This is a genomic window from Blautia sp. MSJ-36, from assembly GCF_018917985.1.
Lineage (GTDB): Bacteria > Bacillota > Clostridia > Lachnospirales > Lachnospiraceae > Blautia_A.
Window position 1 is genome coordinate 275887 of sequence record NZ_JAHLPQ010000001.1, and the last position, 22793, is coordinate 298679.

The window sequence follows — 22793 nt, forward strand, 5'->3', positions numbered from 1 at the left end:
TGTTATTGTGGAAATGACCAGTAACAGATGAATTCAGGAGGCTTTACGAATGGCGGTAAAGAATACAGCACAGGTTGTTATCGATGGAAAGATTATTACTCTGGGCGGATATGAATCTGAGGAGTACTTTCAGAAGGTCGCAGCTTATATGAATAATAAGATCAGTGAACTGAGCCAGATGCCGGGATATTCCAGACAGGCCATGGAAACCAAGCACACATTGCTCAGTCTGAATATTACAGATGATTATTTTAAAGCGAAAAAACAGGCGGAGATTTTTGAACAGGATCTACAGCAGAAAGACCAGGAGATGTATGATCTGAAACATGAACTGATTTCTCTGAAAATGCAGATTGAAGAGGCAAAGAAAGCAGAACAGGAAGCTCAGGATCAGAAGAATCTTCTGGATGGCAAGGTGAAAGAACTGGAAAAAGAGCTTGACGAATTGCTCAAATAAGAATGGGGGGATTGCTTCGGTAATCCTCTTTTGTTTTCTTGAATGCTTTACGGGACAGAATTGGATTAAAAGACAGGAAATGGGGGAATATTTTGAAAAAGATGATAACAGAATTGCTTTCACCAGCAGGTTCTTATGAGAGTTTTGAAGCGGCCATAGGAGCTGGTGCAGATGCAGTGTATGTAGGAGGCCCGGCTTTTGGAGCAAGGGCTTATGCACAGAATTTTTCTCAGGAAGAACTGGTAACAGCCATTGAAACGGCACATATCCATAACCGGAAATTGTATCTTACAGTTAATACATTACTGAAAAATAGAGAACTGGAAGGTCAGCTTTTTGAGTATCTGGCACCATACTACGAAGCAGGGCTTGATGCAGTAATTGTACAGGATATGGGAGTGTTTTCTTTTATCCGTCGGAACTTTCCGGATCTGGATATTCACGCAAGTACACAGATGACTGTCACAGGCCCGGAAGGTATGAAATTCCTGGAAGAAAAAGGGGCGACCCGTGTGGTTCCGGCAAGGGAACTTTCGCTGGAAGAAATTGCAGCTATGCATCGGATAAGCCCGCTGGAAATTGAAACATTTATTCATGGAGCACTCTGTTACAGTTATTCCGGTCAGTGTCTGATGAGCAGTATCTTTGGCGGCCGAAGTGGAAACCGTGGAAGATGTGCACAGCCCTGCAGGCTTCCTTACAGCGGAACATATGATCACAGAAAATACAAAGGGGATAAAAATTTCTGTGCATTAAGCCTGAAAGATATTTGTACACTGGATATTCTTCCGGATATTCTGGAAGCAGGTGTGATGTCACTGAAAATTGAAGGCCGTATGAAACAGCCAGGTTATACCGCGGGTGTTACAGCCATGTATCGAAAATATCTGGACCTTTATCTGAGTGGAAAGAAATATTCTGTTCAGCAGGAAGACCGGAAATATCTTCTTGATCTTTTCAGCAGGGGAGGATCCTGCACCGGATATTATGATATGTATCGTGGCCCTGAGATGATGGCTTTTGCAAATGAGAAGAAATCTGGCAATATTCAGCCGGAGATCAGAAAAATAAAAGAAAAAATTCATGGGAATTTAATACTTTCTCCGGAAAGTCCTGTTATACTGGAAATAACCTGCAGGGATAAAACAGTGACAGCCATGGGCGGTGAAGTTCAGTTCGCGAAGAATCAGCCCATGGAGGAAACAAGAATCCGCCAGCAAATGGAAAAGCTTGGAAACACAGAATTTCAATGGGAGAGCCTGAAGATTGAAACAAATGGAAGAATTTTTGTTCCGGTAAAAGTTCTCAATGAAGTGCGTAGAGATGCACTGGAACAGATGAGAGAAAAACTGTCCGGATGCAGTAGAAGAAACTGTCCGGAAAAACAGACAGAAGAGCATAAAAAGAGCCATGTCTGTTCAGGATCTGAAATAAAAGAATGCCCGCTGTATGTGTCCTGTGAACGCGAAGATGTTGCGGAAGCATTTCTGAAAGAAAAGGGAATTACAGGTTTTTATTTTCCATTTGATATCATGAAGAAGTATTTTTCGCCGGAGCTTGCAAAACAGAAGGAATTATATCTTTCCACGCCACATATTCATCGAGGTCCGATTCCGGAAGAATGGGTTCAGGCAGCAGAGAGCTGGATGAGTCAGGGAATGAAGGGATTTCTGGTAAGAAATTTGGAGTCCTATGCCGCATTAAAAAAACTCGGGTACGAAGAAAAATGTGTACTGGATGCATCTATGTATACATGGAATAACCAGGCAATAGATTTCTGGAAAGAAGAAGGAATTCTTCGAAACGCGGTTCCTCTTGAACTGAATGAAGGAGAACTAAAGCATCGGGATAATACTTCCTCGGAACTTCTTCTGTACGGGTATATTCCACTGATGGTTTCCGCGCAGTGTGTGAGAAAGAATCTTTTCGGATGTACCGGGAAATGTGAAACGGTCTATCTGAAAGATCGCTATAACAGTGAATTTCCGGTAAAGTGTTGCTGTATCCCCTGGGGAAAAATTGACCCGACGAAGGCGAAATACTGTTATAATATTATATATAACAGCATTCCCTATGGACTTACAGGTGAAAAAGAACGTGTGGAAAAATTAAATCTTCAGTCTTTAAGGCTGGCATTTACCGTTGAAGCACCAACGGAAGCAAAAGCGGTTCTGGAAGAGTTTAGAAATATTTATCAGGGAAATGGAAAACCTTCCGGACGTAAATATACAAAAGGCCATTTTAAAAGAGGAGCCGAGTAAAAGTGTATGATTAACGTAATTACAGAATTATCCAAATATGTGATCCTCACGCTGATGATTGTCTATACCTTTCACTGCTTTTATATGGTATGGCGACAGGATGAGGAAGAAAAAAAAGAACTGCTTCATCAACAGCTGACTATGATTTTCTTTATTGATTTTACAGCATTTCTTGTGATCTATCTGAAGAGCATGGATTTTAAAGTCATTCTGTTTTATATTGAAATGATGTTCTTTTTTGCGACAATTCAGATTTTGTATCGGATTATCTATCGGGATGCATCGTTACTTCTTCTGAATAATATGTGCATGCTTCTGAGTGTGGGATTTATTATGCTGTGCAGACTATCCCTTCCATCTGCAAACAAGCAGCTTCTGATTGTGGCAGCAGGAAGTGCAGTATCACTTGTGATTCCCGTGATGATTCGGAAAATGAAGTTTCTGAAAGATCTTACGTGGATTTATGCAGGAATCGGTATTGTTTTGCTGGCAGCAGTTCTTGTTCTGGCAAGAACAAGTTATGGTGCAAAGCTTTCCCTTATGGGAATTCAGCCATCAGAAGTAATCAAAATTACCTTTGTATTTTTTATGGCATCGCTTCTCAGTACGAGGGTGGATTTCCGAAAAGTCGTACTGGCCACAGTTGTTGCGGTGATTCATGTAGGAATTCTGGTTCTTTCCAGAGATCTGGGAAGTGCCGTAATCTTTTTTGTTACCTATCTTGTGCTGATTTATGTTGCAACCAGAAATCAGGGATATATGTTTCTGGGACTTGGCGGAGGCTGTGTAGGAGCTGTGATTGCATACCATCTTTTTGGACATGTCCGCCAGCGAGTCAGCGCATGGAAAGATCCAATGGCGGTTTATCAGAATGAAGGTTATCAGATTGTACAGTCATTATTTGCAATTGGAACCGGCGGATGGTTTGGAATGGGACTTTGCCAGGGATCTCCGGAAAAAATTCCGGTTGTAAAGAACGACTTTATTTTTAGCGCGATCTGTGAGGAACTGGGAGGGATTTTTGCGATCTGCCTTATTCTGGTGTGTACCAGCTTTTTCCTCATGATAGTTACCATTGCACTGAAAATCCGGAATCCGTTTTATAAGCTGATAGCACTGGGACTGGGAACAGAATATGCTTTTCAGGTATTTCTGACTATTGGTGGAGCAACCAAGTTTATTCCGATGACAGGTGTTACTCTTCCTCTGGTAAGTTACGGAGGCAGTTCTGTTATGTGTACCATCCTGATGCTGGCAATTATTCAGGGACTTTATATTCTGAGGGAAGATGAGGACGAGGAAATTGAGACGCAGCGAAAAGAAACGTTTGAAAGAAGAGGAAAGAGAGCGACGCCTGAGAGAACGGGACGCCGCCAGGCTCCGTAGGAGGAAGAACCGACCGTTTACCTTTGTATCGGCATTCTTCATACTGATTTTTGTCAGTCTGATTGGGTATCTGATCTATTTTGATGCCATAAAAAGTGAAGATTTTATAAACAGTCCGTATAATACCAGACAGGATACATTTTCAGATCGGGTAGTCCGTGGAAGTATTCAGTCTTCGGATGGAGAAATTCTGGCACAGACCAATGTATACGAAGATGGTACGGAGGAACGGACGTATCCTTTTGCCAATATTTTTGCACATGCGGTCGGTTATGATACCAATGGTAAAAGTGGACTGGAATCAGAAGCGAATTTTCAGCTTCTGACTTCGCATTCTTTTTTTCTGGAACAGATGAAGAATGAATTTTTAGGGAAAAAGAATCAGGGAGATACGGTGATATCCAGTTTGAGTGCAGATCTTCAGACGACTGCCTATAATTCTCTGGGAGATCGAAGAGGTGCCGTAGTTGTGTTGGAACCGTCGACCGGAAGAATTCTTGCTATGGTGAGCAAGCCGGACTTTGATCCGAATACCATAGCACAGAACTGGGATAGCCTCGTTAATGACGAGAATAACAGTAGCCTTCTTAACCGTGCCACAAATGGAGCATATCCTCCTGGATCTACATTTAAAGTTGTCACAGCGCTGGATTATTTTCGGCAAAAAGGTTCCCTGGAAGGATATTCTTATCTGTGTCAGGGCAGTATTACAGTAGATGATCATACGATTCAGTGCTACAATGGCGCGGTTCATGGACAGGAAGATTTTTATTCGGCATTTGCCCATTCCTGTAACTGTGCATTTGCGGATATGGGGCTGAGCCTTGGCAGCAGTTCTCTACGCAGTACGGCAGAAGATCTGCTTTTTAATAAAGCACTTCCCCTGAATTCCTATAAAACCAGCCGTTTTACGCTGGATAAAAATTCTCCGAATGCACTTGTGATGCAGACTTCTATTGGACAGGGCAATACGCTTGTATCACCTATGCACATGGCGCTGATTACAAGTGCCATTGCCAATGACGGTGTACTGATGAAACCGACCATGATTGATAAGATTGTGAATAATTCCGGAGATACCGTTAGGGAAACAGAAAAAACAGAGTATAAACGTTTAATGACAAGCAATGAGGCGAATATTCTCGGAAAGCTGATGAAGAACGTTGTTGAGAATGGTACAGCATCCGCACTGAATGGACGTGGATATACAGTTGCAGGAAAAACAGGTTCTGCAGAGTTTGATGAAAATGGCTCCAGTCATTCCTGGTTTATCGGATATTCGAATGTGGATGATCCGGATATTGCGGTTGCCGTAATTGTTGAGAATGGTGGAACCGGAAGTGAGGCAGCTGTTCCAATTGCTGGAGATATATTTGATGCATATTATTTTGATTAAGTTGCTAAAATTGAAACAGTATCTGCTTCTTGCCCCTTGCTTATAAGTGAAAAAAGAGGTATACTGTAGTCAGTGCAAAAGACACACGCATTACAGGAGGATTGCAATATGATAGAAGCAACAAGCTGTGGCGGTGTGGTAATTCATCGGGGTAAGATCCTGGCATTGTATAAATCCTACAGGAACCGTTATGAAGGATGGGTGCTTCCGAAAGGAACTGTAGAAAAAGGAGAGACTTTTGAACAGACTGCTTTACGTGAAGTGAAGGAAGAGGCAGGTGTCAGAGCTTCGATTGTGAAATATATCGGAAAGAGCCAGTATAATTTCACAGTTCCGGAGGACGTGGTAATGAAAGAGGTACACTGGTATCTCATGATAGCTGATAATTATCATAGCAAACCCCAGCGTGAGGAATATTTTGTAGATTCTGGATACTATAAGTTTCATGAGATTTATCATCTTCTTCGTTTTTCCAACGAGAAGCATATTGTGGAACAGGCATATCAGGAGTATCTGGAGATGCGGAGTGAAGGCGTCTGGGCGAAACAGCAAAAGTATTTTTAGCAACAGGACAGGGCTGTGTTTTTACGCAGCCCTGTTTGACATATGGAGGTGATCGTAGGGTGCTGAAATGGATGAAAAATTATTATATTGGAGACGGTGTAAAAAATCCAACCAGAGTGAGAGCACGGATCACTGCCGGAAAATGTGTTCCGGACATTTATATTGTTACATTATCAGACAATCCTGGAAACATTCTGGAAATCCTTCCTGCGGTTACACTGGTACAACGGGGAGCCAGGGCAATCTGTCCGTTGATTATTGGTATGGCCAAAGGAAAAGACGAGGCAATTCAGATGGTACGGGATGTCGTTGAGCAGGTTTATAAAGAAACCGGAGACTTTAAAATAAAAGAATATCTGAAGAACAGGTGAATGAATGCTGCACATATTATGGCTCATACTAAAAGTGATATTGATACTTCTGGGGATTGTTATCGGTCTGATACTTCTAGGCGCATTGCTCCTTTTATTTTGTCCTGTCAGATATCGAGGAAAGGTAAAAAAGGAACGGACAGAAGGGATCCGAGAGATAGAGGCTTTTGGAGAGATAAGCTGGTTGTTTCACGGGATTTCTGTCAAAGCATTTTGGCAGGGAGGAAGCCCTGAAACAGAAATTTATGTTTTGGGAATACCATTGTCGAAGCTGAAAGCGTTTAGAGACAGAAGAAAGAAAAAACCACAAACTTCATTAGAAAAGACAGAATTTCAGAATGCAGAAAAGAAAAGGGAATCTCCTGTAATTATAATAGAAGAGAATTCTTCGGTGGAATCTGAGAAAGGTACACAGCAGACGGATATCCCGGTCTGCCAGGAAGAGAAGCCAGACATGCCGAAAGAAGGGACGGAATATAATATCCAGGATTCAGTGGAAGAATCCAGTCGGATACCGCTGGCAGACGAAATAAAAAAAGATGAAAAAAAATCCCGGAAAAGTATTTCTGGCTTAATTTCGGGAATTGTGGAAAAAATAAAAAAAGCAGGAAGAGCACTCCGTAAACGGATTTGTAGTGTTATAGAATTTCCTGGAAAGATTCAGAAAAAGATCCGGAATTTCGCATTAACAATCAGAAAATTCTGTGATAAGATAAAAAGGTGGAGAGATTTTATAAATCATCCACGAACAAGAGCAGCGATTTCTCTTGTATGGAAAGATGCCAAAAAACTGCTGCGCCATATATTTCCTACCAAAGTTACAGGTATGATTACATTTGGATGCGAAGATCCTGCGGTTACAGGCACCGTGTTAGCTGTAATGGGAATGACGATACCTTTTCACAAGAATAAAGTAACCGTAAAACCTCTTTTTGACGGGGAAAACATTCTGGAAGGGGAGATTATGCTGAAAGGCCGGATATACGGCGTGATACTTTTAAAGACGGCAGTAGAACTTTATTTCAATAAAAATATCAAATACGTCATCCACAGGTGGAGACATAAGGAGGTAAAACATGGAGAAAGAGAATAATTTCAAGGATACCGTGAACTCATTGTTTAAAGGAATGGATGGTTTTGTATCTGCCAAAACTGTTGTAGGAGATGCTATTCATGTAGGTGATACGATTATCCTTCCTCTTGTCGATGTATCTTTCGGTGTAGGTGCCGGAGCCTTTGAGGGAGACAAGAAGAACAACGGAGGTGGGGGACTTGCCGGAAAAATGACTCCCTGTGCAGTACTTGTGATCCAGAATGGAACTACCAAACTTGTGAATGTGAAGAATCAGGATGGACTTACCAAGGTTCTGGATATGGTTCCGGATTTTGTAAATCGTTTTGTACCTGGTGCAGGCGGAGATGACGATACGGATAAGGAAGAATAGAAGTGTTTTTTAGCCGGTTTCGGAATGACATAAGATTTTGCGGCTGTAGACAGTACTTACTTTCGGTTCTGTGCATATACTGTAACAAGAAAAGAGAAATGGGCAGACAGGAGTGGGAAAGCTAACAGGTTTTATGCTGTTTTTTATCGGGGTTGGAATGGTTCTTGGAATTCTTATTACAGAAAATTTTATTGTGATTTCAATTGCAGTGATATGTCTGCTATGTGGATATCATATGTTTTGCAGATAAAGGGGAAGTGTGCGGTTAAGGCATGCCTCCCTTTTGTTTTGAATTTTTATAAAAAGGTAAAAAAACAGCCCCCGCATTCTACGGGGGCATACGATACTACTTACGCTCTCTCAACTTTTCCGGATCTTAAACAAGAAGTACATACATACATTTTCTTTGCTCCGCCGGCAGTTGTTTTTACTCTGACGGATTTAACGTTAGATTTCCACATTTTGTTGGATCTTCTATGGGAATGACTCACATTGTTTCCGAAATGAGCTCCTTTATCGCAGATTGCACATTTAGCCATGAATAGCACCTCCTTTTATCAACAGTCACCATTTTAACAGATGAATTGCTCTTTTGCAAGCAAAAAAAGGAAATTTATCAAAAATTCTGCAAAGAGTTTTTTTATCACTGCTTTATATTGGAGAGAACCATGAAAATCATGGCGAAATTAAGCGTTGTGTTCTCGGAAAAAAAAGGTTATAATAGATTTATATAATTTAATTTTAAATGAAACAGTGGAGGTAACCATATGAATGGACGTATAGATTCCGGATTGGGTCAGATCGTAATTGATACGGATGTCATCGCAACCTATGCCGGCAGTGTGGCGGTAGAATGCTTTGGTATTATTGGAATGGCAGCTATCAGTATGAAGGATGGACTGGTTAAACTTTTACGTATTGACAGCCTGAAACATGGTATCAGTGTTAAGATTACCGATGATAATAAGATCCGACTGAATTTCCATGTCATCGTAGCATATGGCGTGAATATCAGTACTATTGCAGACAATCTTGTCAACAATGTAAAATATAAAGTCGAAGCCTTTACAGGAATGGAGATCGAAAAGATTAACATTATGGTTGAAGGCGTACGCGCTATAGATTAGTTTTAGAGGAGGAACTTGTGGTGAATAACAAAACCATAGATGCTAAAATACTTTCCAGAATGTTTCTGGCAGGAGCCAAGAATCTGGAAGCGAAGAAAGAATGGATTAATGAACTAAATGTGTTTCCCGTACCTGACGGGGATACGGGAACGAACATGACACTTACCATCATGTCTGCCGCTTCCGAAGTAGGTGCTCTTACAGATCCGGATATGGAAACGCTGGCGAAGGCTATTTCATCTGGTTCTCTTCGTGGAGCCAGAGGTAATTCCGGTGTTATTCTGTCACAGCTTCTGCGTGGTTTTACCAGAGGTGTACGTAAACTTAATGATCTGGATGCACCTGCTATCGCCGCAGCTATGGAGCGAGGTGTTGAAACAGCATATAAGGCAGTTATGAAGCCGAAGGAAGGAACGATCCTTACCGTTGCCAGAGCAGCAGCAGACAGAGCGGCAGAACTTGCAGATACAGCAGAGGATCTGGAATCATTTTTTGATGGGATTTTTCAGCATGCAGAGGAAACGCTTGCCAGAACTCCGGAAATGCTCCCGGTTCTGAAAGAAGCAGGTGTTGTGGATTCCGGCGGACAGGGACTTCTGGAGGTTTTTCGTGGAGCCATTGACGGATACCATGGGAAAGAGGTGGATTATTCCCAGTTCGAGGCATCTGCTGCTCCGAAAGTAACCAAGATTTCTCCGCAGGCTGAGGCTGATATTAAATTTGGATATTGTACAGAATTTATCATTCTTCTTGAGAAACCGCTTCCGCAGGAAGAAATCAACCGCTTCCGTGAATTCCTGGATTCGATTGGAGATTCCATTGTACTGGTAGCAGACGATGAAATTGTAAAGGTCCATGTACACACAAATCATCCGGGACAGGCATTTGAACGTGCACTCACATATGGACAGCTTTCCCGTATGAAAATTGACAATATGCGCGAGGAGCATCAGGAGAAACTGATCAAAGATGCAGAGAAACTTGCCAGAGAACAGGCCGAGAAGGAGAAAGAGCCACCGAAAGAAAACGGATTTATTTCTGTATCCGTAGGAGAGGGACTTTCTCAGATTTTCCGTGAACTTGGCGTAGATTACCTGATTGAAGGTGGTCAGACTATGAATCCAAGTACAGAAGATATGCTCAATGCCATTGAAAAAGTAAATGCAAAAACGATTTACATTTTCCCGAATAATAAAAATATCATTCTTGCAGCAAATCAGGCAAGAGATCTGACAGAAGACAAGGAAATTATTGTAGTGCCGACGAAGACGATTCCACAGGGAATTTCCGCAATGATCAGTTTTGTTCCTGAAAAGAATGGTGAGGAAAATCTTGCTTCTATGACAGAGGCGATTTCCAGAGTGAAAACCGGTCAGGTTACCTATGCCGTTCGTGATACCCGCATTGATGATAAAGAGATCCATGAGGGTGATATCATGGGAATCGGTGATGCAGGTATTCTTGCAGTAGGTAAGGAACGCCTTCAGGTAGCAGAAGATATGGTAGCGGAAATGATCGATGAGGAAGCAGAGATCATCAGTGTATACTATGGTGAAGATGTATCCGAAGCGGATGCGGAGGCACTTTCCGATGCGCTTGCGGAGAAATATCCGGAGTGTGAAGTTGAGTTGAACCAGGGTGGTCAGCCAATTTATTATTACTTGATTTCCGTAGAATAAAGAGTAGAAAAAATGAATGATAAAACACCTTTACGTGAATTAAAAGGCGTGGGTGATAAAACAGAGAAGCTTTTCCAGAAGATCGGAATTACGACAGTGGAGGAGCTTCTCCGTTATTATCCGCGAACTTACGATGTATATGAAGAGCCGGTTGAGATTGGGACGGCAGAGGAAGGAAAAACAGTTTCCATCCGTGCAACAATAACTGGCAGTCTCTATATTAATCAGGTACGTAATCTGCAGGTACTTTCTACAACCGTGGCGGATCAGAGCGGGCGTCTTCCAGTTGCCTGGTTTAATGCGCCGTATTTGCGAGGAAGTCTGAAAAAGGGCAGTGTATTTATTTTACGCGGAAAGATTATCCGCAAAAAAGGTCGTCTGCAGATGGAACATCCAGAAATTTTTACCCCTGCAGCGTATGAAGAGATTGTTCACAGTATGCAACCGGTGTATGCACTGACCAAAGGGCTTTCCAATAAGGCAATCACGAAGCTGGTTCATCAGGTTCTTGACACACGGCCTTTGAAAACCGAATATTTGCCAGAAGAGATCCGGGAACGTTATCAGCTGGCAGATGATAATTTTGCGGTACGTACTATACATTTTCCGAAAAATATGCAGGAACTGCTTACTGCGAGAAAAAGACTGGTGTTTGATGAGTTTCTTCTTTTTGTGCTGGCAGTGCAGCTTCTGAAAGAAAAAACAGAAGAGGCTTTGAATACTTTTCCCATGAAACCGGTATGGACGACGGAGGAAATCATAGAAGGTTTGCCCTATGAACTGACAAATGCTCAGAAAAATGTATGGCATGAGATTGAAAGAGATTTGAGCGGCCATAAGCTGATGTCACGGCTGGTACAGGGAGATGTCGGAAGTGGAAAAACGGTGATTGCATTTCTTGCGATGATACTTTCGGCAGAGAATGGTTTTCAAAGTGCTTTGATGGTGCCTACAGAAGTACTTGCGAATCAGCATTATGAGGGATTTCTGAATCTGATGGAAGAACAGAAGATTACTTCCTGTCGTCCTGTACTTCTGACCGGATCGACAACAGCGAAACAGAAACGGGAGATCTATCAGAAGATTGCAGGCGGAGAAGTTAATATTATTATTGGAACCCATGCTCTGATTCAGGAAAAAGTAGAATATAAGAATCTTGGTCTTGTGATTACAGATGAACAGCACAGATTTGGTGTTCGGCAGAGAGAAGCACTGACAACCAGGGGGAATCCTCCACATGTTCTGGTTATGAGTGCGACACCAATTCCAAGAACGCTGGCAATTATTTTGTATGGAGATCTGGATATTTCCATTATCGATGAACTTCCTGCCAAACGTCTCCCGATCAAAAACTGTGTAGTAGGAACAGCCTATCGTCCGAAAGCGTATTCTTTTATAGAAAAACAAGTCCATGCAGGAAGGCAGGCTTATGTAATCTGCCCCATGGTTGAAGAAAGTGAAGGGCTGGATGCGGAAAATGTAACGGATTATGCAGAAAAACTCCGGGAAGCATTGCCGGAAGATATCCGTATAGAAATTCTGCATGGAAAGATGAAACCAAAAGAAAAAAATAAGATTATGGAATCTTTTGCGTCAGGAGAAATCCAGATCCTTGTATCCACAACCGTTGTAGAAGTCGGGGTCAATGTACCAAACGCGACGGTCATGATGGTGGAAAATGCAGAACGTTTTGGACTTGCTCAGCTTCATCAGCTTCGTGGGCGCGTAGGACGTGGGGAACATCAGTCATACTGTATTTTTATTCAGGGAAACAATGAAGAAGATACTTCCAAACGACTGAAAATTCTGAATGAATCCAATGACGGATTTTTTATTGCCGGAGAAGATTTGAAACTTCGTGGTCCGGGAGATCTTTTTGGAATTCGTCAAAGCGGACTGATGGAATTTAAGATTGGTGATATCTACAATGATGCCGGTATATTAAAAGATGCAAGTGAAACAGCAGGAGAAATTCTGGCATTGGATTTCGATCTGTGTCTGCCGCAACATGAACTTTTAAAAGCACGGTTACTTGATTATATGAGTGAAGATCTGGAAAATCTCGGTATCTGATCTTGCGTTAAGTCATGAAAAGTGATATCCTTAACTTCGAGAAAAGATTAACAAATCCCTTGTAAGGAGGCTATCAAATGGCTAGAACAAAGAAAGCTGCAACCAAGACAACTGTAAAAACGGCTTCAGTAAGTGAGACTCCTGCAAAATCTGTAGTAACCACATCCGAAGAGAATGCCGTTAAGGCTGAAACACCGAAAACAGACGATGCAAAAGTTTCTGTAGAGACAAAAGCAGCTGAAAAACCAGTAGAAACAAAACCAGCAGAAACAAAAACTGTTGAAGAAAAGCCAGTTGCTGCCGAGGTGGAAGAACCGGCAAAGAAACCTGCTGCAAAGAAAACAGTAAGAAAAACAACAACAGCAAAGAAAACCACAAAGACAGCTGCTAAAACAACAACAAGAAAAACAACTGCTAAAAAAACAGAGACAGTTACAGAAGTATATGTTCAGTACTGGGGTAAAGAGATACATACTTCCGAAGTTGCTGACCGGATCAGAAAGATCTGGACAGATGATATGGGCAAAAAAGCTTCTGATCTGAAAGATCTCAAGATTTATATCAAACCGGAAGATAATGGAGCTCATTATGTAATTAATGGAGATGTTACAGGATTTATTGGTCTCTGATCAGAATTGACAATTTAATGATCTGTTTGAACGAACGTATACATTTTATGAGTATATTGGATAGCCTGCTATAGCGAACAACTATAGCAGGCTATTTCTTTTACATATTTGACGAACTGGAAAAGCCATGATACGATAGCTACATCAATAAACATAGTAAGTATATATGAAAAAGAGGATATAAAGATGAAGCAAATATTATGTTTTGGAGACTCCAATACCTGGGGATATGATGGCGAAAGCAGAAAAAGACTTCCATGGGGTGTGCGCTGGACCAGTCTTCTTCAGGAAAAACTGAATCAGGAAGAATACAGGATTATTGAAGAGGGACTTTGCGGAAGGACAACAGTTTTTGAAGATCCTCTCCGCGATGGAAGAAAAGGCACGGCACTTCTGCCCACATTGCTGGAAACACATGCCCAGGTAGATGTAATCACTCTGATGCTGGGAACCAATGACTGCAAAACGGTATTTGGCGCATCGGCAGACGTGATCGGAAAGGGAATCAGCCGTCTTCTGGATCAGATTCAGGAATATGCACCAAAAGCTGAAGTTCTTCTGATATCACCGATTTATCTTGGGAAAAAGGTGTGGCAGGAGGGATATGACCAGGAGTTTTCCAGAGAATCGGTAACTGTTTCCAGAAATCTCCAGCCTGTTTATGAAAAAATAGCCAGGGACCGGCAAATTGAATTTCTTCCGGCCGCCGATCATGTCAAGTGCTGTGAGGCAGATCAGGAACATCTTAATGCGGAAGGACATAAAAAATTTGCAGAAGTAGTGTACAGGAAATTACAGAAACTGCTGTAGAAAACCAAATATACTGTCTCCTTGTGTCAATGTGAATAATATGATACTATTAAAAAGTATTAAATTGAAGGAGAACAGGTATATGAAGAAAACTTTATTTACATATATTACAGCTTTTTTATGTTCTGTTATAGGTGGAAGTTTTTTGCTGGCCGCTGCTTACGCGTTGCCGCAAAGATCCATAGACAAACATGTGGAAGAATCTGTGGCCGTTTTGGCAGAAGAGGGGAATTATCCGGTGGAGACTCCTGGAATTTTGGGAACAATGAGGGATAATTATACCGATGCAATAATGTTGAATATGGCATCCTATGACAGTAAGTATCCGCTGCTTCAGAAGGCCTTCGGAAATTATAAAAAAAGAAATTCTGATAAATATGCTGTAACCTGGCTGGAACACAGGAACGATAAAGATGCTAAATCGGTATCTTATGCAAGGTACTGGCATGGATATCTTGTCCCACTTAAACTTCTTCTGGAAGTTTTTAATTATCAGCAAATAAGGAGTCTGATTATTTTTACGGATCTTTTGCTGATAGTCTGGATTTGTCTTCTTATGCAGAAAAAAGGCAGGAACAGATATATCTTTCCATTTCTGATCACGCTGATGTTTTTTCCTTTAAATATAGTGGGAAAATCTCTCCAGTTTTCCACAGTTTTTATTCCGGTACTGCTGGAAATTCTGGTCATGCTGAAATATGAAAAAAATTTTCATGCTCAATATGGACTGCTGTTTTTGTTTTCCGGGATCGTAACTGCATATCTGGATCTTTTAACATATCCGTTGGTAAGCGTAGGATTTTTGCTATGTTTTGCGATCATATCAGACGAAAATTCCAGATGTTTTGGGAAATGGAAGAATATGGTGGGCTATACGTTATCATGGGGAATCGGTTATGGAGGAATGTGGGCCTCGAAGTGGCTGATTTCAAGTCTGATCCTTCGTGAAAATGTACTTAAAAATGCAGTAGATACCGCTGCTTTTCGTGTATCTACCAGTAACGGTAATGATACATGGACACATATGGATGTCTGGAAAGTAAATATTTCCAATTCTCCCAAAATAATACTGGTTCCGGTATTGATTTTTGTAGTTTATCTGTTGATCCGGTGTGTTCAGAAAAAAACTGATAAAATAAATTTTATCAGTAACAGTGTCTTTATAATTATAGCATGTATGCCATTTGTGTGGTATTTTATAATGAGTAACCATTCATATATCCATTCCTTTTTTACACATCGGGAGCTGGCCGTCAGTTGTCTGGCGATTTTGTTTTATTTTACATCCTTTTGCGGAAAAAGAGCTCCTGAGAGATCCTGAATAAGAAAAAAGATGCTGTCTGGCAGGAATACCTCTGTCACACAGCATCTTTTTTTGTATAAGTGTTTAGTTCTGCATGGAAACAGATCTACTTAAAATCCCCGGAACGATTAATACTGCTGGCCGCCCTGGGAACCGCTGGACATCTGACGTTCCTGCGCTTCAATCATTTTTTTGACCATATATCCACCAACAGATCCATTCTGCTTGGAGGTCAGGTTTCCGTTGTATCCATCTGTAAGCGGAACGCCCAGCTCGTTTGCTACCTCGTATTTAAAACGGTCAAGTGCGCCTTTTGCTTCCGGTACAACTGCTTTGTTAGAAGAAGTATTACTTGGCATAATTCATTTCCTCCTTGGTTGTGTTTGGTTTGATGTTACAGTGCTAGTATATGAAATAACAAAAATAATACACTGGCAGTTAAAGGAAAAATAAAAATCGAATGTATGGTTGTTTTTGCTGAAACGGAAGGTTATAATACTTTTTACAGTGCATATAATATCTGTCAGAGGAAATAAAGGGGGACACTTTGAAAAAGAAACGATATCCCACATACAGGAGAAAGAGAAAAAGACAACCTGTAAAAAATATGATAACCGCAGTTGTACTTTGTATTACAATTGCTCTGTGTAATGGATGGGTTCCGCCACACACTCTGGAAGATGTAAAAAAGCAGGGTGAACTGTTTGGCACTGTTTTTCTTACATATATAGAAGAAAACGCAAAAAATTTCTCAGAAAACATATCCGAAACGATTTCTGATGCAGTCCGTGAAACACTGAACCAGAAAGGGAAACAGACAGAAGAACAGGAGAAGGGAATTTCTTCGGGAAATATTCCGGAATACAGCGGCAGTCCTTATATAGAAGTTAATGGAAATATTCCGGATTTTTCTACCGAAAAAAAGAACGGACCGGCTTATGAATTTTACAGTGAGCTGGATTCCCTTGGCCGATGTGGATATGCGGAGTCCAAAATCACTCCGGAACTGATGCCGACAGAAGAACGTGGTGCGATCGGAATGATTAAACCGACCGGATGGCATACCGTAAAATATGACAATATAGATGGAAAATATCTTTATAATCGCTGCCATCTTCTGGGGTATCAGCTTACTGGTGAAAATGCAAACAGGAAAAATCTGATTACCGGAACCCGATATCTCAATGTAACCGGAATGCTTCCTTTTGAAAATGAAGTGGCGGATTATGTACACAGTACTGGTAATCCATGTATGTACCGGGTTACTCCGGTTTTCAAAGGAGAGGAACTGGTGGCAAGAGGAGTGGAGATGGAAGCGGAATCTGTGAATGATTCAGAAGTAAAATTTCATGTTTTTGTATACAACGTACAGCCGGGAATTGAGATTGATTATCTCACTGGAAACAGTTGGTTGCAGTCCTGAATTTACAGAATCCTGTGGCTGGAAATAGAAAATATTAATTTTCCATGAATTTATATGAATTAAATTGCACTTTTTTGGGCGTTATGCTAGAATCATTTATAGAGTTATATGATTTTACCGATATGTGGGGGAGAAAAGGGATGTAACCCGAGGGCAGAATGGAGAGGTGAATTATGAATTTAGGAATTATTGCACATAACAGTAAGAAAGTTCTGATTGAAGACTTCTGTATTGCATATAAGAATATCCTTGCCAAACATGAAGTATATGCAACCGGAACAACAGGAAGAAGAATTGAGGAAGCAACCAGCCTTCACGTTCATAAGTTTCTTGCCGGAAGTATAGGCGGAGATAAACAGTTTATGGAAATGGTGGAAAGACAGGATCTGGATATGGTTATCCTGTTTTATAATCCAGTTATGATGGATCCGGCAGAGCCGGACATCATGAGTATTGTCAAACGCTGCGACCAGTATAATATTCCGGTTGCTACAAATATTGCCACTGCGGAGCTTTTAATCCTTGGACTGGCCCGTGGTGATCTGGATTGGAGATTAAATCTGAAATGAGAGTAATAGCAGGAAAAGCACGTAGATTAAATTTAAAAACAATTCCCGGAAATGATACAAGACCCACGACAGACCGTATTAAGGAAACTCTTTTTAACATTCTCCAGCCTGAAATACCGGGGTGCCGTTTTTTGGATCTGTTTTCCGGAAGTGGCGCGATTGGCATTGAGGCCTTAAGCCGCGGCGCTGATTATGCTGTGTTTGTGGAGAAAAATCCCAAGGCATGTGCATGTATCCGCGAAAATCTTTCATTTACAAAACTCTCTGAAGGTGGTAAACTGCTGAACATGGATGTACTGCAGGCTTTGCGTTCGCTGGAAGGCGGAGAACCGTTTGACTGTATTTTTATGGATGCTCCGTATGAACAGCATCTGGAACAGCCGGTTCTTGAATATCTGGCTGACAGTACTCTTGCAGATGAGGACACGCTGATTATTGTGGAGGAAGATCTTCACACAGATTTTTCCTATGTAGAAGAACTGGGGTATCATCTGGTTCGATCTAAGGAATATAAGACAAATAAGCATGTTTTCTTAAAAAAATGAAAGAGAGACAGACATATGATAACAGCAGTATACCCGGGAAGCTTTGACCCGGCAACCTATGGTCATCTTGATATTATCAAACGGGCAAGCGTTTCTTTTGACCGGGTTATAGTGGGAGTTTTGCATAATTCTGCAAAAAGTCCGTTGTTTTCTGTGGAAGAACGTGTTAAGATACTAGCAAAGGCGACAAAAGCTATCCCGAATGTGGAGGTGAAAGCATTCGAAGGTCTGTCTGTGAACTTTGCCAGGGAGCACCATGCCCAGGTGATTGTTCGCGGTCTTCGTGCTGTCACGGATTTTGAATACGAGCTGCAGATGGCACAGACCAATCGGGTCCTTGCGCCGGATGTAGATACCGTTTTTCTCACGACCAGTCTGGAATATGCATACTTAAGCTCCACAATTATGAAAGAGGTTGCTAATTTCGGAGGAGATCTGAGCAAATTTGCTCCGCGTGAGATTACGGAAGCAGTTGAAGAAAAATTGAAAAAAAGAGAAACAGAGAAATAAGGAGAGTGTATTATGAGCAGCAGAATTGAACAGATTATTCAGGAGATTGAAGAGTATGTGGACAGCTGTAAATTCCAGCCTCTTTCCACTACCAAGATTGTAGTGAATAAAGAAGAGATTGAGGAGCTTTTACGTGAACTTCGTCTGAAAACTCCGGATGAGATCAAACGTTATCAGAAGATTATCAGTAATAAGGATGCAATCCTTGAGGATGCACAGTCCAAGGCTGACAGTCTGATTGCAGATGCTCAGACGAAAGCTCAGGAGCTGGTTACACAGCATGAGATCATGCAGAAAGCATATGCACAGGCGAATGAAACAATTAATGCTGCCAACAAACAGGCTCAGGAAATTCTTGATTCTGCCACACAGGATGCAAACAGCATTCGTCTCAGTGCAATCACATATACCGATGATATGATGGCGAATATTGGTTCTGTTCTGAATCAGACTCTTGAGGATGCAGGTGGTAAATATAAAGCATTTATTGATGCACTGCAGAGCTGCCTTGAGGTGGTTAACCATAACCGTCAGGAGCTTGCACCGCAGACTGCACAGGCAGCAGCCATTTCCAATACTTTCCAGGATGATGAGAATGTATCCGCAGACAGTGATGATGATCTGTTAGATGATATTGGAGAGAACTAAGAACAGAAAAACAAGTGAGGCATTCAGACATTTGGCGAAGATGTACGGAAGAATTGACAGCTTTTCTTCCAGTACACTTTTTGTCTGAAACATGACACAGAAGCCACCAAATGCGGTGAGAGTCATGGAAGTTATGTATTTGATCTTCCATGAAAAGGCGGACTGTGCGATTTGATGCAGACCGGTGGTAAGTTCAATGGGGCTTGTAAGCAGGATTTTATTTTGGCTGCAGAATGGCCAGTAATGATAAAAACCGGTAAATAGCAGTGAAAATATCAGAATATAGCCTCCGAGCCGTGTGATGGTTTCAAACCCGCTCATGATCGAGACATCCAGGATGACTCCTGTGGAGTCCTGCTGGTATGTCTCTTTTTTTCTGTATTCTGGTTTGACAGAGCTAACTGTATTTCCGCGATATACCAGAAAACGAAAGAAAAGCATGCAGACGAAATCTGCAGACAGTAAGATCAGCAGAAGCGAGTGTGGAGGGATTTTGCCTTCCAGAATATTTTGGGAAAGGTAAGAAAATATAAAAGCCGGACTGGCATTGCAGGAAAAAGTAAGCAGATATTCCCCCTCCCTTTGTGAAATCTGATGATTTATGTAAAGGTCATGGGCAAGTTTTGCACCCATGGGATAGCCGCACAAGAAACCTAGGATCAGGACATATGCTCCAGCAGGAGAAATACCGAAAAAGTGTTTCCAGAAAGGGGCCAGTGGTTCAAGAAGCTGTGGAATGTTTCCGGTTTTTAGAAGAATTCCTGTAAGAATCAGGAAGGGCAGCAATGTAGGAATCATAACATTAAGCCATAAGGACATCCCATCTTTTGCACTTAAAAGTGCTTCCTCCGGGTGAACAAGCAGAAAAAGCAGCAGGCAGATACAGAAAAGAGTAATTATTCTTTGTTTCATAAAATCCCGGCCTTGCTTTTTTTACAGTATATGATTATTATAGAAATAAATGAATTTATGAAGTAAAAGGAGGCAGAAATATGCCAGTATTAGAAAATTGTGAACCGAAGAGAGTTTTTCACTATTTTGAGGAAATCTGTAAAATTCCTCATGGTTCCGGAAATACAAAACAGATCAGTGATTTTCTTGTAGAATTTGCCAAAGATCACGGATTTAAATATGTGCAGGACGAAATGAATAATGTAGTAATTTATAAACCGGGTACACCAGGATATGAAAATTCCCCGACGGTAATTATTCAGGGACACATGGACATGGTGTGCGAGAAACGTCCGGATGTCGATCATGATTTTACAAAAGACGGATTAAATATTTCTGTAAAAGATGGTTATATAACTGCCAATGGAACAACACTTGGTGGTGATGACGGCATTGCTGTTGCATATGGTCTTGCACTTCTTGACAGCACAGATATTCCACATCCTCCGCTTGAAGTACTTCTTACTGTTGATGAGGAGATCGGACTTCTCGGTGCAGTAGGACTGGACTGCAGCGTACTGAAAGGAAGAAGATTTATCAATCTGGATTCTGAGGCAGAGGGTAGTCTCTGGATCAGCTGCGCTGGTGGTCTTTCCGGAATCAGCCATATTCCGGTTCAGCGTGTGGAAGGTGAAGGAGAGAAAGTTCAGGTTAAAATCTGTGGACTTATGGGCGGACATTCCGGAGCAGAGATTGATAAGAACAGAGCTAATGCCAATAAACTTATGGGCCGTTTCCTCTATGGCCTTAAGAAAAAAGCAGATTATGCTGTTATTTCCCTGGCAGGAGGCCAGAAAGATAACGCGATTACAAGAGAATGTACAGTTGAGTTTCTGACGGATGCAGTGGAAGACGTGAACACTTATGCAAAAGAGCTTCAGTCTCAGATTCGTGAGGAATATACAGGTTCTGATGAGAATATTACCATCGAAGTAAAAGCTGAAGGTACAGTTACATCTCAGGTTCTTCATCCGACAAGTCAGGAGAAAATCGTATTCTATCTTCAGAATGTACCATTTGGAATTCAGAAAATGAGCGGAACGATTGACGGGCTGGTAGAAACTTCCAGCAACATTGGAATCCTTCGCCTGGATGAGGACGAGCTTTTTGCAAGTTCCAGCGTAAGAAGCTCCGTTGATGCAGCGTGTGGAGCACTGTCTGATAAAATCGAATATCTTACAGAGTTTCTTGGTGGCGAGTATGAGGTACAGGGGGCATATCCTGCATGGGAATACAGAAAAGAATCTCCGTTAAGAGATAAAATGGTGGAAATTTTTGAAGAAATGTATGGCCATAAACCGGAAGTGGTAGCAATTCATGCCGGTCTTGAGTGCGGTCTTTTCTACAAAAAGATGGAAGGTCTTGATTGTGTATCTCTAGGACCGGATATGAAAGATATTCATACATCGGAGGAAGTATTAAGTATTGCTTCTACAGAAAGAGTATGGAATTATCTTGTAAAAGTACTTGAGAATCTGAAAGACTGACAGTATTCATAGAAGATAGTTATTTTGCCCTGAAGTAAAAAGCTTCAGGGCATTTTTATGTTGTAAATTTTTTGGGGTAAAAAATTCATAAAATAGAAATTTTTACATATATATAGATTTGTGGATGCATCACACAAAAAAAGAAATTTTTCTATAATTTTTTGATAAAAAATTGATAAAGAATCCCTATTCTTTCAAAACATATGTTATAATAAAAAATGTATGCCGCTGCCACCAAAACAAAAAAGAGGCTGACGGCAGATGATAAGGAGCGAGCAACATGGAAATACAGTTATGGCGAAGTATTTTGTGCCCTTACGAACTGGCTGTGAAGGAACTGACAGTCAAATTTGAACATATGATAGAAGAGTATCGTGAAAACGATCGTTATTCTCCCATTGAACAGGTAAGTGGAAGAGTAAAAAGTGTCTCCAGTATTCTGGAGAAATTACAGCGTAAACATATTCCTATTGAGAAAATGGAAACAGAAGTAGAAGATCTTGCTGGTGTTCGGATTATCTGCCAGTTTGAGGAGGATATTGATACGGTTGCTGCCATTATTCGCAGAAGAACCGATATGGAAGTAAAAAGTGAAAAAAATTATCTGACTCATATCAAACAGAGTGGATATCGAAGCTATCACATGATTCTTTACTACACAGTAGAAACAATCGATGGTCCGAAACGGCTTCAGGTAGAAGTTCAGATCCGTACCATGGCGATGAATTTCTGGGCAACGATAGAGCATTCTCTTCAATATAAATATAAAGGTGATATGCCACCTCATGTGGCAGAGCGTCTCAGTAAGGCGTCTGATGCGATTATCTCACTGGATCATGAAATGTCGTCTGTGCGTAATGAAATTATGGATGCACAGAACTCATCTCAGATGCAGTCCAATCTGGTAAAAGACATTCTCAGTAATATTGAAAATCTTTACCGGGTTTCCAGTGAACGCGAAGTCAGTAAGATTCAGGATGAATTCCTGCGGGTATTTAAAACCAAGGATCTGCGTCAGCTGGAGAGATTCCACAGGCAGCTGGATATCATTGCGGAAGGTTACCGTGCACAGGCCGTGCATCACAGCATATAGTGAAAGGCATGGGAGGGTCTGCTTTACAGATCTGAAAGAAGATCAATACACATACATACGAGGAAT

The 22793-nt window shown here is 41.3% G+C and carries 23 protein-coding genes and 1 pseudogene; 21 read left to right on the forward strand and 3 right to left on the reverse strand.

What is annotated here, in order from left to right:
• The first annotated feature begins 49 nt into the window (after nt 1–49).
• The 8 genes from KQI39_RS01270 to KQI39_RS01305 all read left to right on the forward strand — a co-directional run bounded on the left by KQI39_RS01270 (nt 50) and on the right by KQI39_RS01305 (nt 7880).
• Nucleotides 50–457 carry a cell division protein ZapA gene (locus KQI39_RS01270; RefSeq protein WP_021976549.1) on the forward strand — a complete coding sequence of 136 codons (408 nt, stop codon included), beginning with the start codon at nt 50–52 and terminating at the stop codon, nt 455–457.
• 101 nt (nt 458–558) lie between these two features.
• Nucleotides 559–2718, forward strand: a complete 2160-nt coding sequence (locus tag KQI39_RS01275) for a peptidase U32 family protein (protein ID WP_253293027.1) — start codon at nt 559–561, stop codon at nt 2716–2718.
• 6 nt (nt 2719–2724) lie between these two features.
• The gene (locus KQI39_RS01280) at nt 2725–4104 is read left to right on the forward strand and encodes an FtsW/RodA/SpoVE family cell cycle protein (protein WP_216415881.1); all 1380 of its coding nucleotides are present in this window, start codon (nt 2725–2727) and stop codon (nt 4102–4104) included.
• Nucleotides 4022–5500 carry a penicillin-binding transpeptidase domain-containing protein gene (locus KQI39_RS01285; protein ID WP_330385191.1) on the forward strand — a complete coding sequence of 493 codons (1479 nt, stop codon included), beginning with the start codon at nt 4022–4024 and terminating at the stop codon, nt 5498–5500. The genes KQI39_RS01280 and KQI39_RS01285 overlap by 83 nt, the downstream gene beginning before the upstream one ends.
• Before the next feature lie 108 nt (nt 5501–5608).
• Entirely contained in the window at nt 5609–6064 is a 456-nt protein-coding gene (locus KQI39_RS01290) for an NUDIX hydrolase (RefSeq protein ID WP_148447899.1), read from the forward strand.
• A gap of 71 nt (nt 6065–6135) precedes the next feature.
• Nucleotides 6136–6435 carry a hypothetical protein gene (locus KQI39_RS01295; RefSeq protein WP_180215088.1) on the forward strand — a complete coding sequence of 100 codons (300 nt, stop codon included), beginning with the start codon at nt 6136–6138 and terminating at the stop codon, nt 6433–6435.
• Between the two features lie 391 nt (nt 6436–6826).
• Nucleotides 6827–7528, forward strand: coding sequence for a DUF2953 domain-containing protein (locus KQI39_RS17615; protein ID WP_216415883.1), 702 nt, complete (start codon nt 6827–6829; stop codon nt 7526–7528).
• Complete coding sequence (locus KQI39_RS01305; protein WP_148447893.1) at nt 7512–7880, forward strand: GerW family sporulation protein; 369 nt, start codon at nt 7512–7514, stop codon at nt 7878–7880. Before KQI39_RS17615 ends, KQI39_RS01305 begins: the two co-directional genes overlap by 17 nt.
• A gap of 350 nt (nt 7881–8230) precedes the next feature.
• Here KQI39_RS01305 and rpmB read toward each other — a convergent pair whose 3' ends face one another.
• Complete coding sequence (gene rpmB / locus KQI39_RS01310; RefSeq protein WP_015524898.1) at nt 8231–8419, reverse strand: 50S ribosomal protein L28; 189 nt, start codon at nt 8417–8419, stop codon at nt 8231–8233.
• 228 nt (nt 8420–8647) lie between these two features.
• Between rpmB and KQI39_RS01315 the strand changes: the two genes are divergently transcribed.
• The 6 genes from KQI39_RS01315 to KQI39_RS01340 all read left to right on the forward strand — a co-directional run bounded on the left by KQI39_RS01315 (nt 8648) and on the right by KQI39_RS01340 (nt 15519).
• A complete protein-coding gene (locus KQI39_RS01315; RefSeq protein WP_015524900.1) occupies nt 8648–9007 on the forward strand; it encodes an Asp23/Gls24 family envelope stress response protein in 360 nt (119 codons plus the stop codon).
• Nucleotides 9008–9066: 59 nt separating this feature from the next.
• Nucleotides 9067–10686 carry a DAK2 domain-containing protein gene (locus KQI39_RS01320; RefSeq protein WP_180215092.1) on the forward strand — a complete coding sequence of 540 codons (1620 nt, stop codon included), beginning with the start codon at nt 9067–9069 and terminating at the stop codon, nt 10684–10686.
• 12 nt (nt 10687–10698) lie between these two features.
• A complete protein-coding gene (recG, locus tag KQI39_RS01325) occupies nt 10699–12759 on the forward strand; it encodes an ATP-dependent DNA helicase RecG (protein ID WP_216415886.1) in 2061 nt (686 codons plus the stop codon).
• 77 nt (nt 12760–12836) lie between these two features.
• Nucleotides 12837–13388 (forward strand): DUF6465 family protein, encoded by a 552-nt coding sequence (locus KQI39_RS01330; RefSeq protein ID WP_173761693.1) that lies wholly within the window; start codon nt 12837–12839, stop codon nt 13386–13388.
• A 186-nt stretch (nt 13389–13574) separates the two neighbouring features.
• Nucleotides 13575–14198 (forward strand): GDSL-type esterase/lipase family protein, encoded by a 624-nt coding sequence (locus tag KQI39_RS01335; RefSeq protein WP_195566764.1) that lies wholly within the window; start codon nt 13575–13577, stop codon nt 14196–14198.
• Between the two features lie 82 nt (nt 14199–14280).
• Entirely contained in the window at nt 14281–15519 is a 1239-nt protein-coding gene (locus tag KQI39_RS01340) for a hypothetical protein (RefSeq protein WP_216415888.1), read from the forward strand.
• 110 nt (nt 15520–15629) lie between these two features.
• Here KQI39_RS01340 and KQI39_RS01345 read toward each other — a convergent pair whose 3' ends face one another.
• Nucleotides 15630–15860: an alpha/beta-type small acid-soluble spore protein gene (locus tag KQI39_RS01345; RefSeq protein WP_021651493.1), complete on the reverse strand. Its 231-nt coding sequence runs from the start codon at nt 15858–15860 to the stop codon at nt 15630–15632.
• 413 nt (nt 15861–16273) lie between these two features.
• Here KQI39_RS01345 and KQI39_RS17805 point away from each other — a divergent pair.
• From KQI39_RS17805 to KQI39_RS01370, 5 genes and pseudogenes are all read left to right on the forward strand, one after another.
• A pseudogene (locus KQI39_RS17805) lies at nt 16274–16909 on the forward strand (DNA/RNA non-specific endonuclease); the annotation flags it as partial.
• Between the two features lie 188 nt (nt 16910–17097).
• Nucleotides 17098–17493, forward strand: coding sequence for a methylglyoxal synthase (locus KQI39_RS01355; RefSeq protein WP_021976563.1), 396 nt, complete (start codon nt 17098–17100; stop codon nt 17491–17493).
• Nucleotides 17490–18038 carry a 16S rRNA (guanine(966)-N(2))-methyltransferase RsmD gene (gene rsmD, locus KQI39_RS01360; RefSeq protein ID WP_173761691.1) on the forward strand — a complete coding sequence of 183 codons (549 nt, stop codon included), beginning with the start codon at nt 17490–17492 and terminating at the stop codon, nt 18036–18038. Before KQI39_RS01355 ends, rsmD begins: the two co-directional genes overlap by 4 nt.
• A gap of 15 nt (nt 18039–18053) precedes the next feature.
• Nucleotides 18054–18548 carry a pantetheine-phosphate adenylyltransferase gene (gene coaD, locus KQI39_RS01365; RefSeq protein ID WP_216415890.1) on the forward strand — a complete coding sequence of 165 codons (495 nt, stop codon included), beginning with the start codon at nt 18054–18056 and terminating at the stop codon, nt 18546–18548.
• Nucleotides 18549–18560: 12 nt separating this feature from the next.
• A complete protein-coding gene (locus KQI39_RS01370) occupies nt 18561–19196 on the forward strand; it encodes an ATPase (RefSeq protein ID WP_173761690.1) in 636 nt (211 codons plus the stop codon).
• Here the strand turns inward: KQI39_RS01370 and KQI39_RS01375 are convergent.
• The gene (locus tag KQI39_RS01375; RefSeq protein WP_216415892.1) at nt 19173–20108 is read right to left on the reverse strand and encodes a hypothetical protein; all 936 of its coding nucleotides are present in this window, start codon (nt 20106–20108) and stop codon (nt 19173–19175) included. The two genes, KQI39_RS01370 and KQI39_RS01375, sit on opposite strands and share 24 nt — an antisense overlap.
• A gap of 80 nt (nt 20109–20188) precedes the next feature.
• On the opposite strand from KQI39_RS01375, the gene KQI39_RS01380 reads away from it, so the two are divergent.
• Together KQI39_RS01380 and KQI39_RS01385 are read left to right on the forward strand one after the other, a co-directional pair.
• Entirely contained in the window at nt 20189–21634 is a 1446-nt protein-coding gene (locus KQI39_RS01380) for an aminoacyl-histidine dipeptidase (RefSeq protein WP_173761688.1), read from the forward strand.
• A gap of 280 nt (nt 21635–21914) precedes the next feature.
• Nucleotides 21915–22727, forward strand: coding sequence for a GTP pyrophosphokinase (locus tag KQI39_RS01385; protein WP_148447876.1), 813 nt, complete (start codon nt 21915–21917; stop codon nt 22725–22727).
• The last annotated feature ends 66 nt before the right edge of the window (nt 22728–22793 follow it).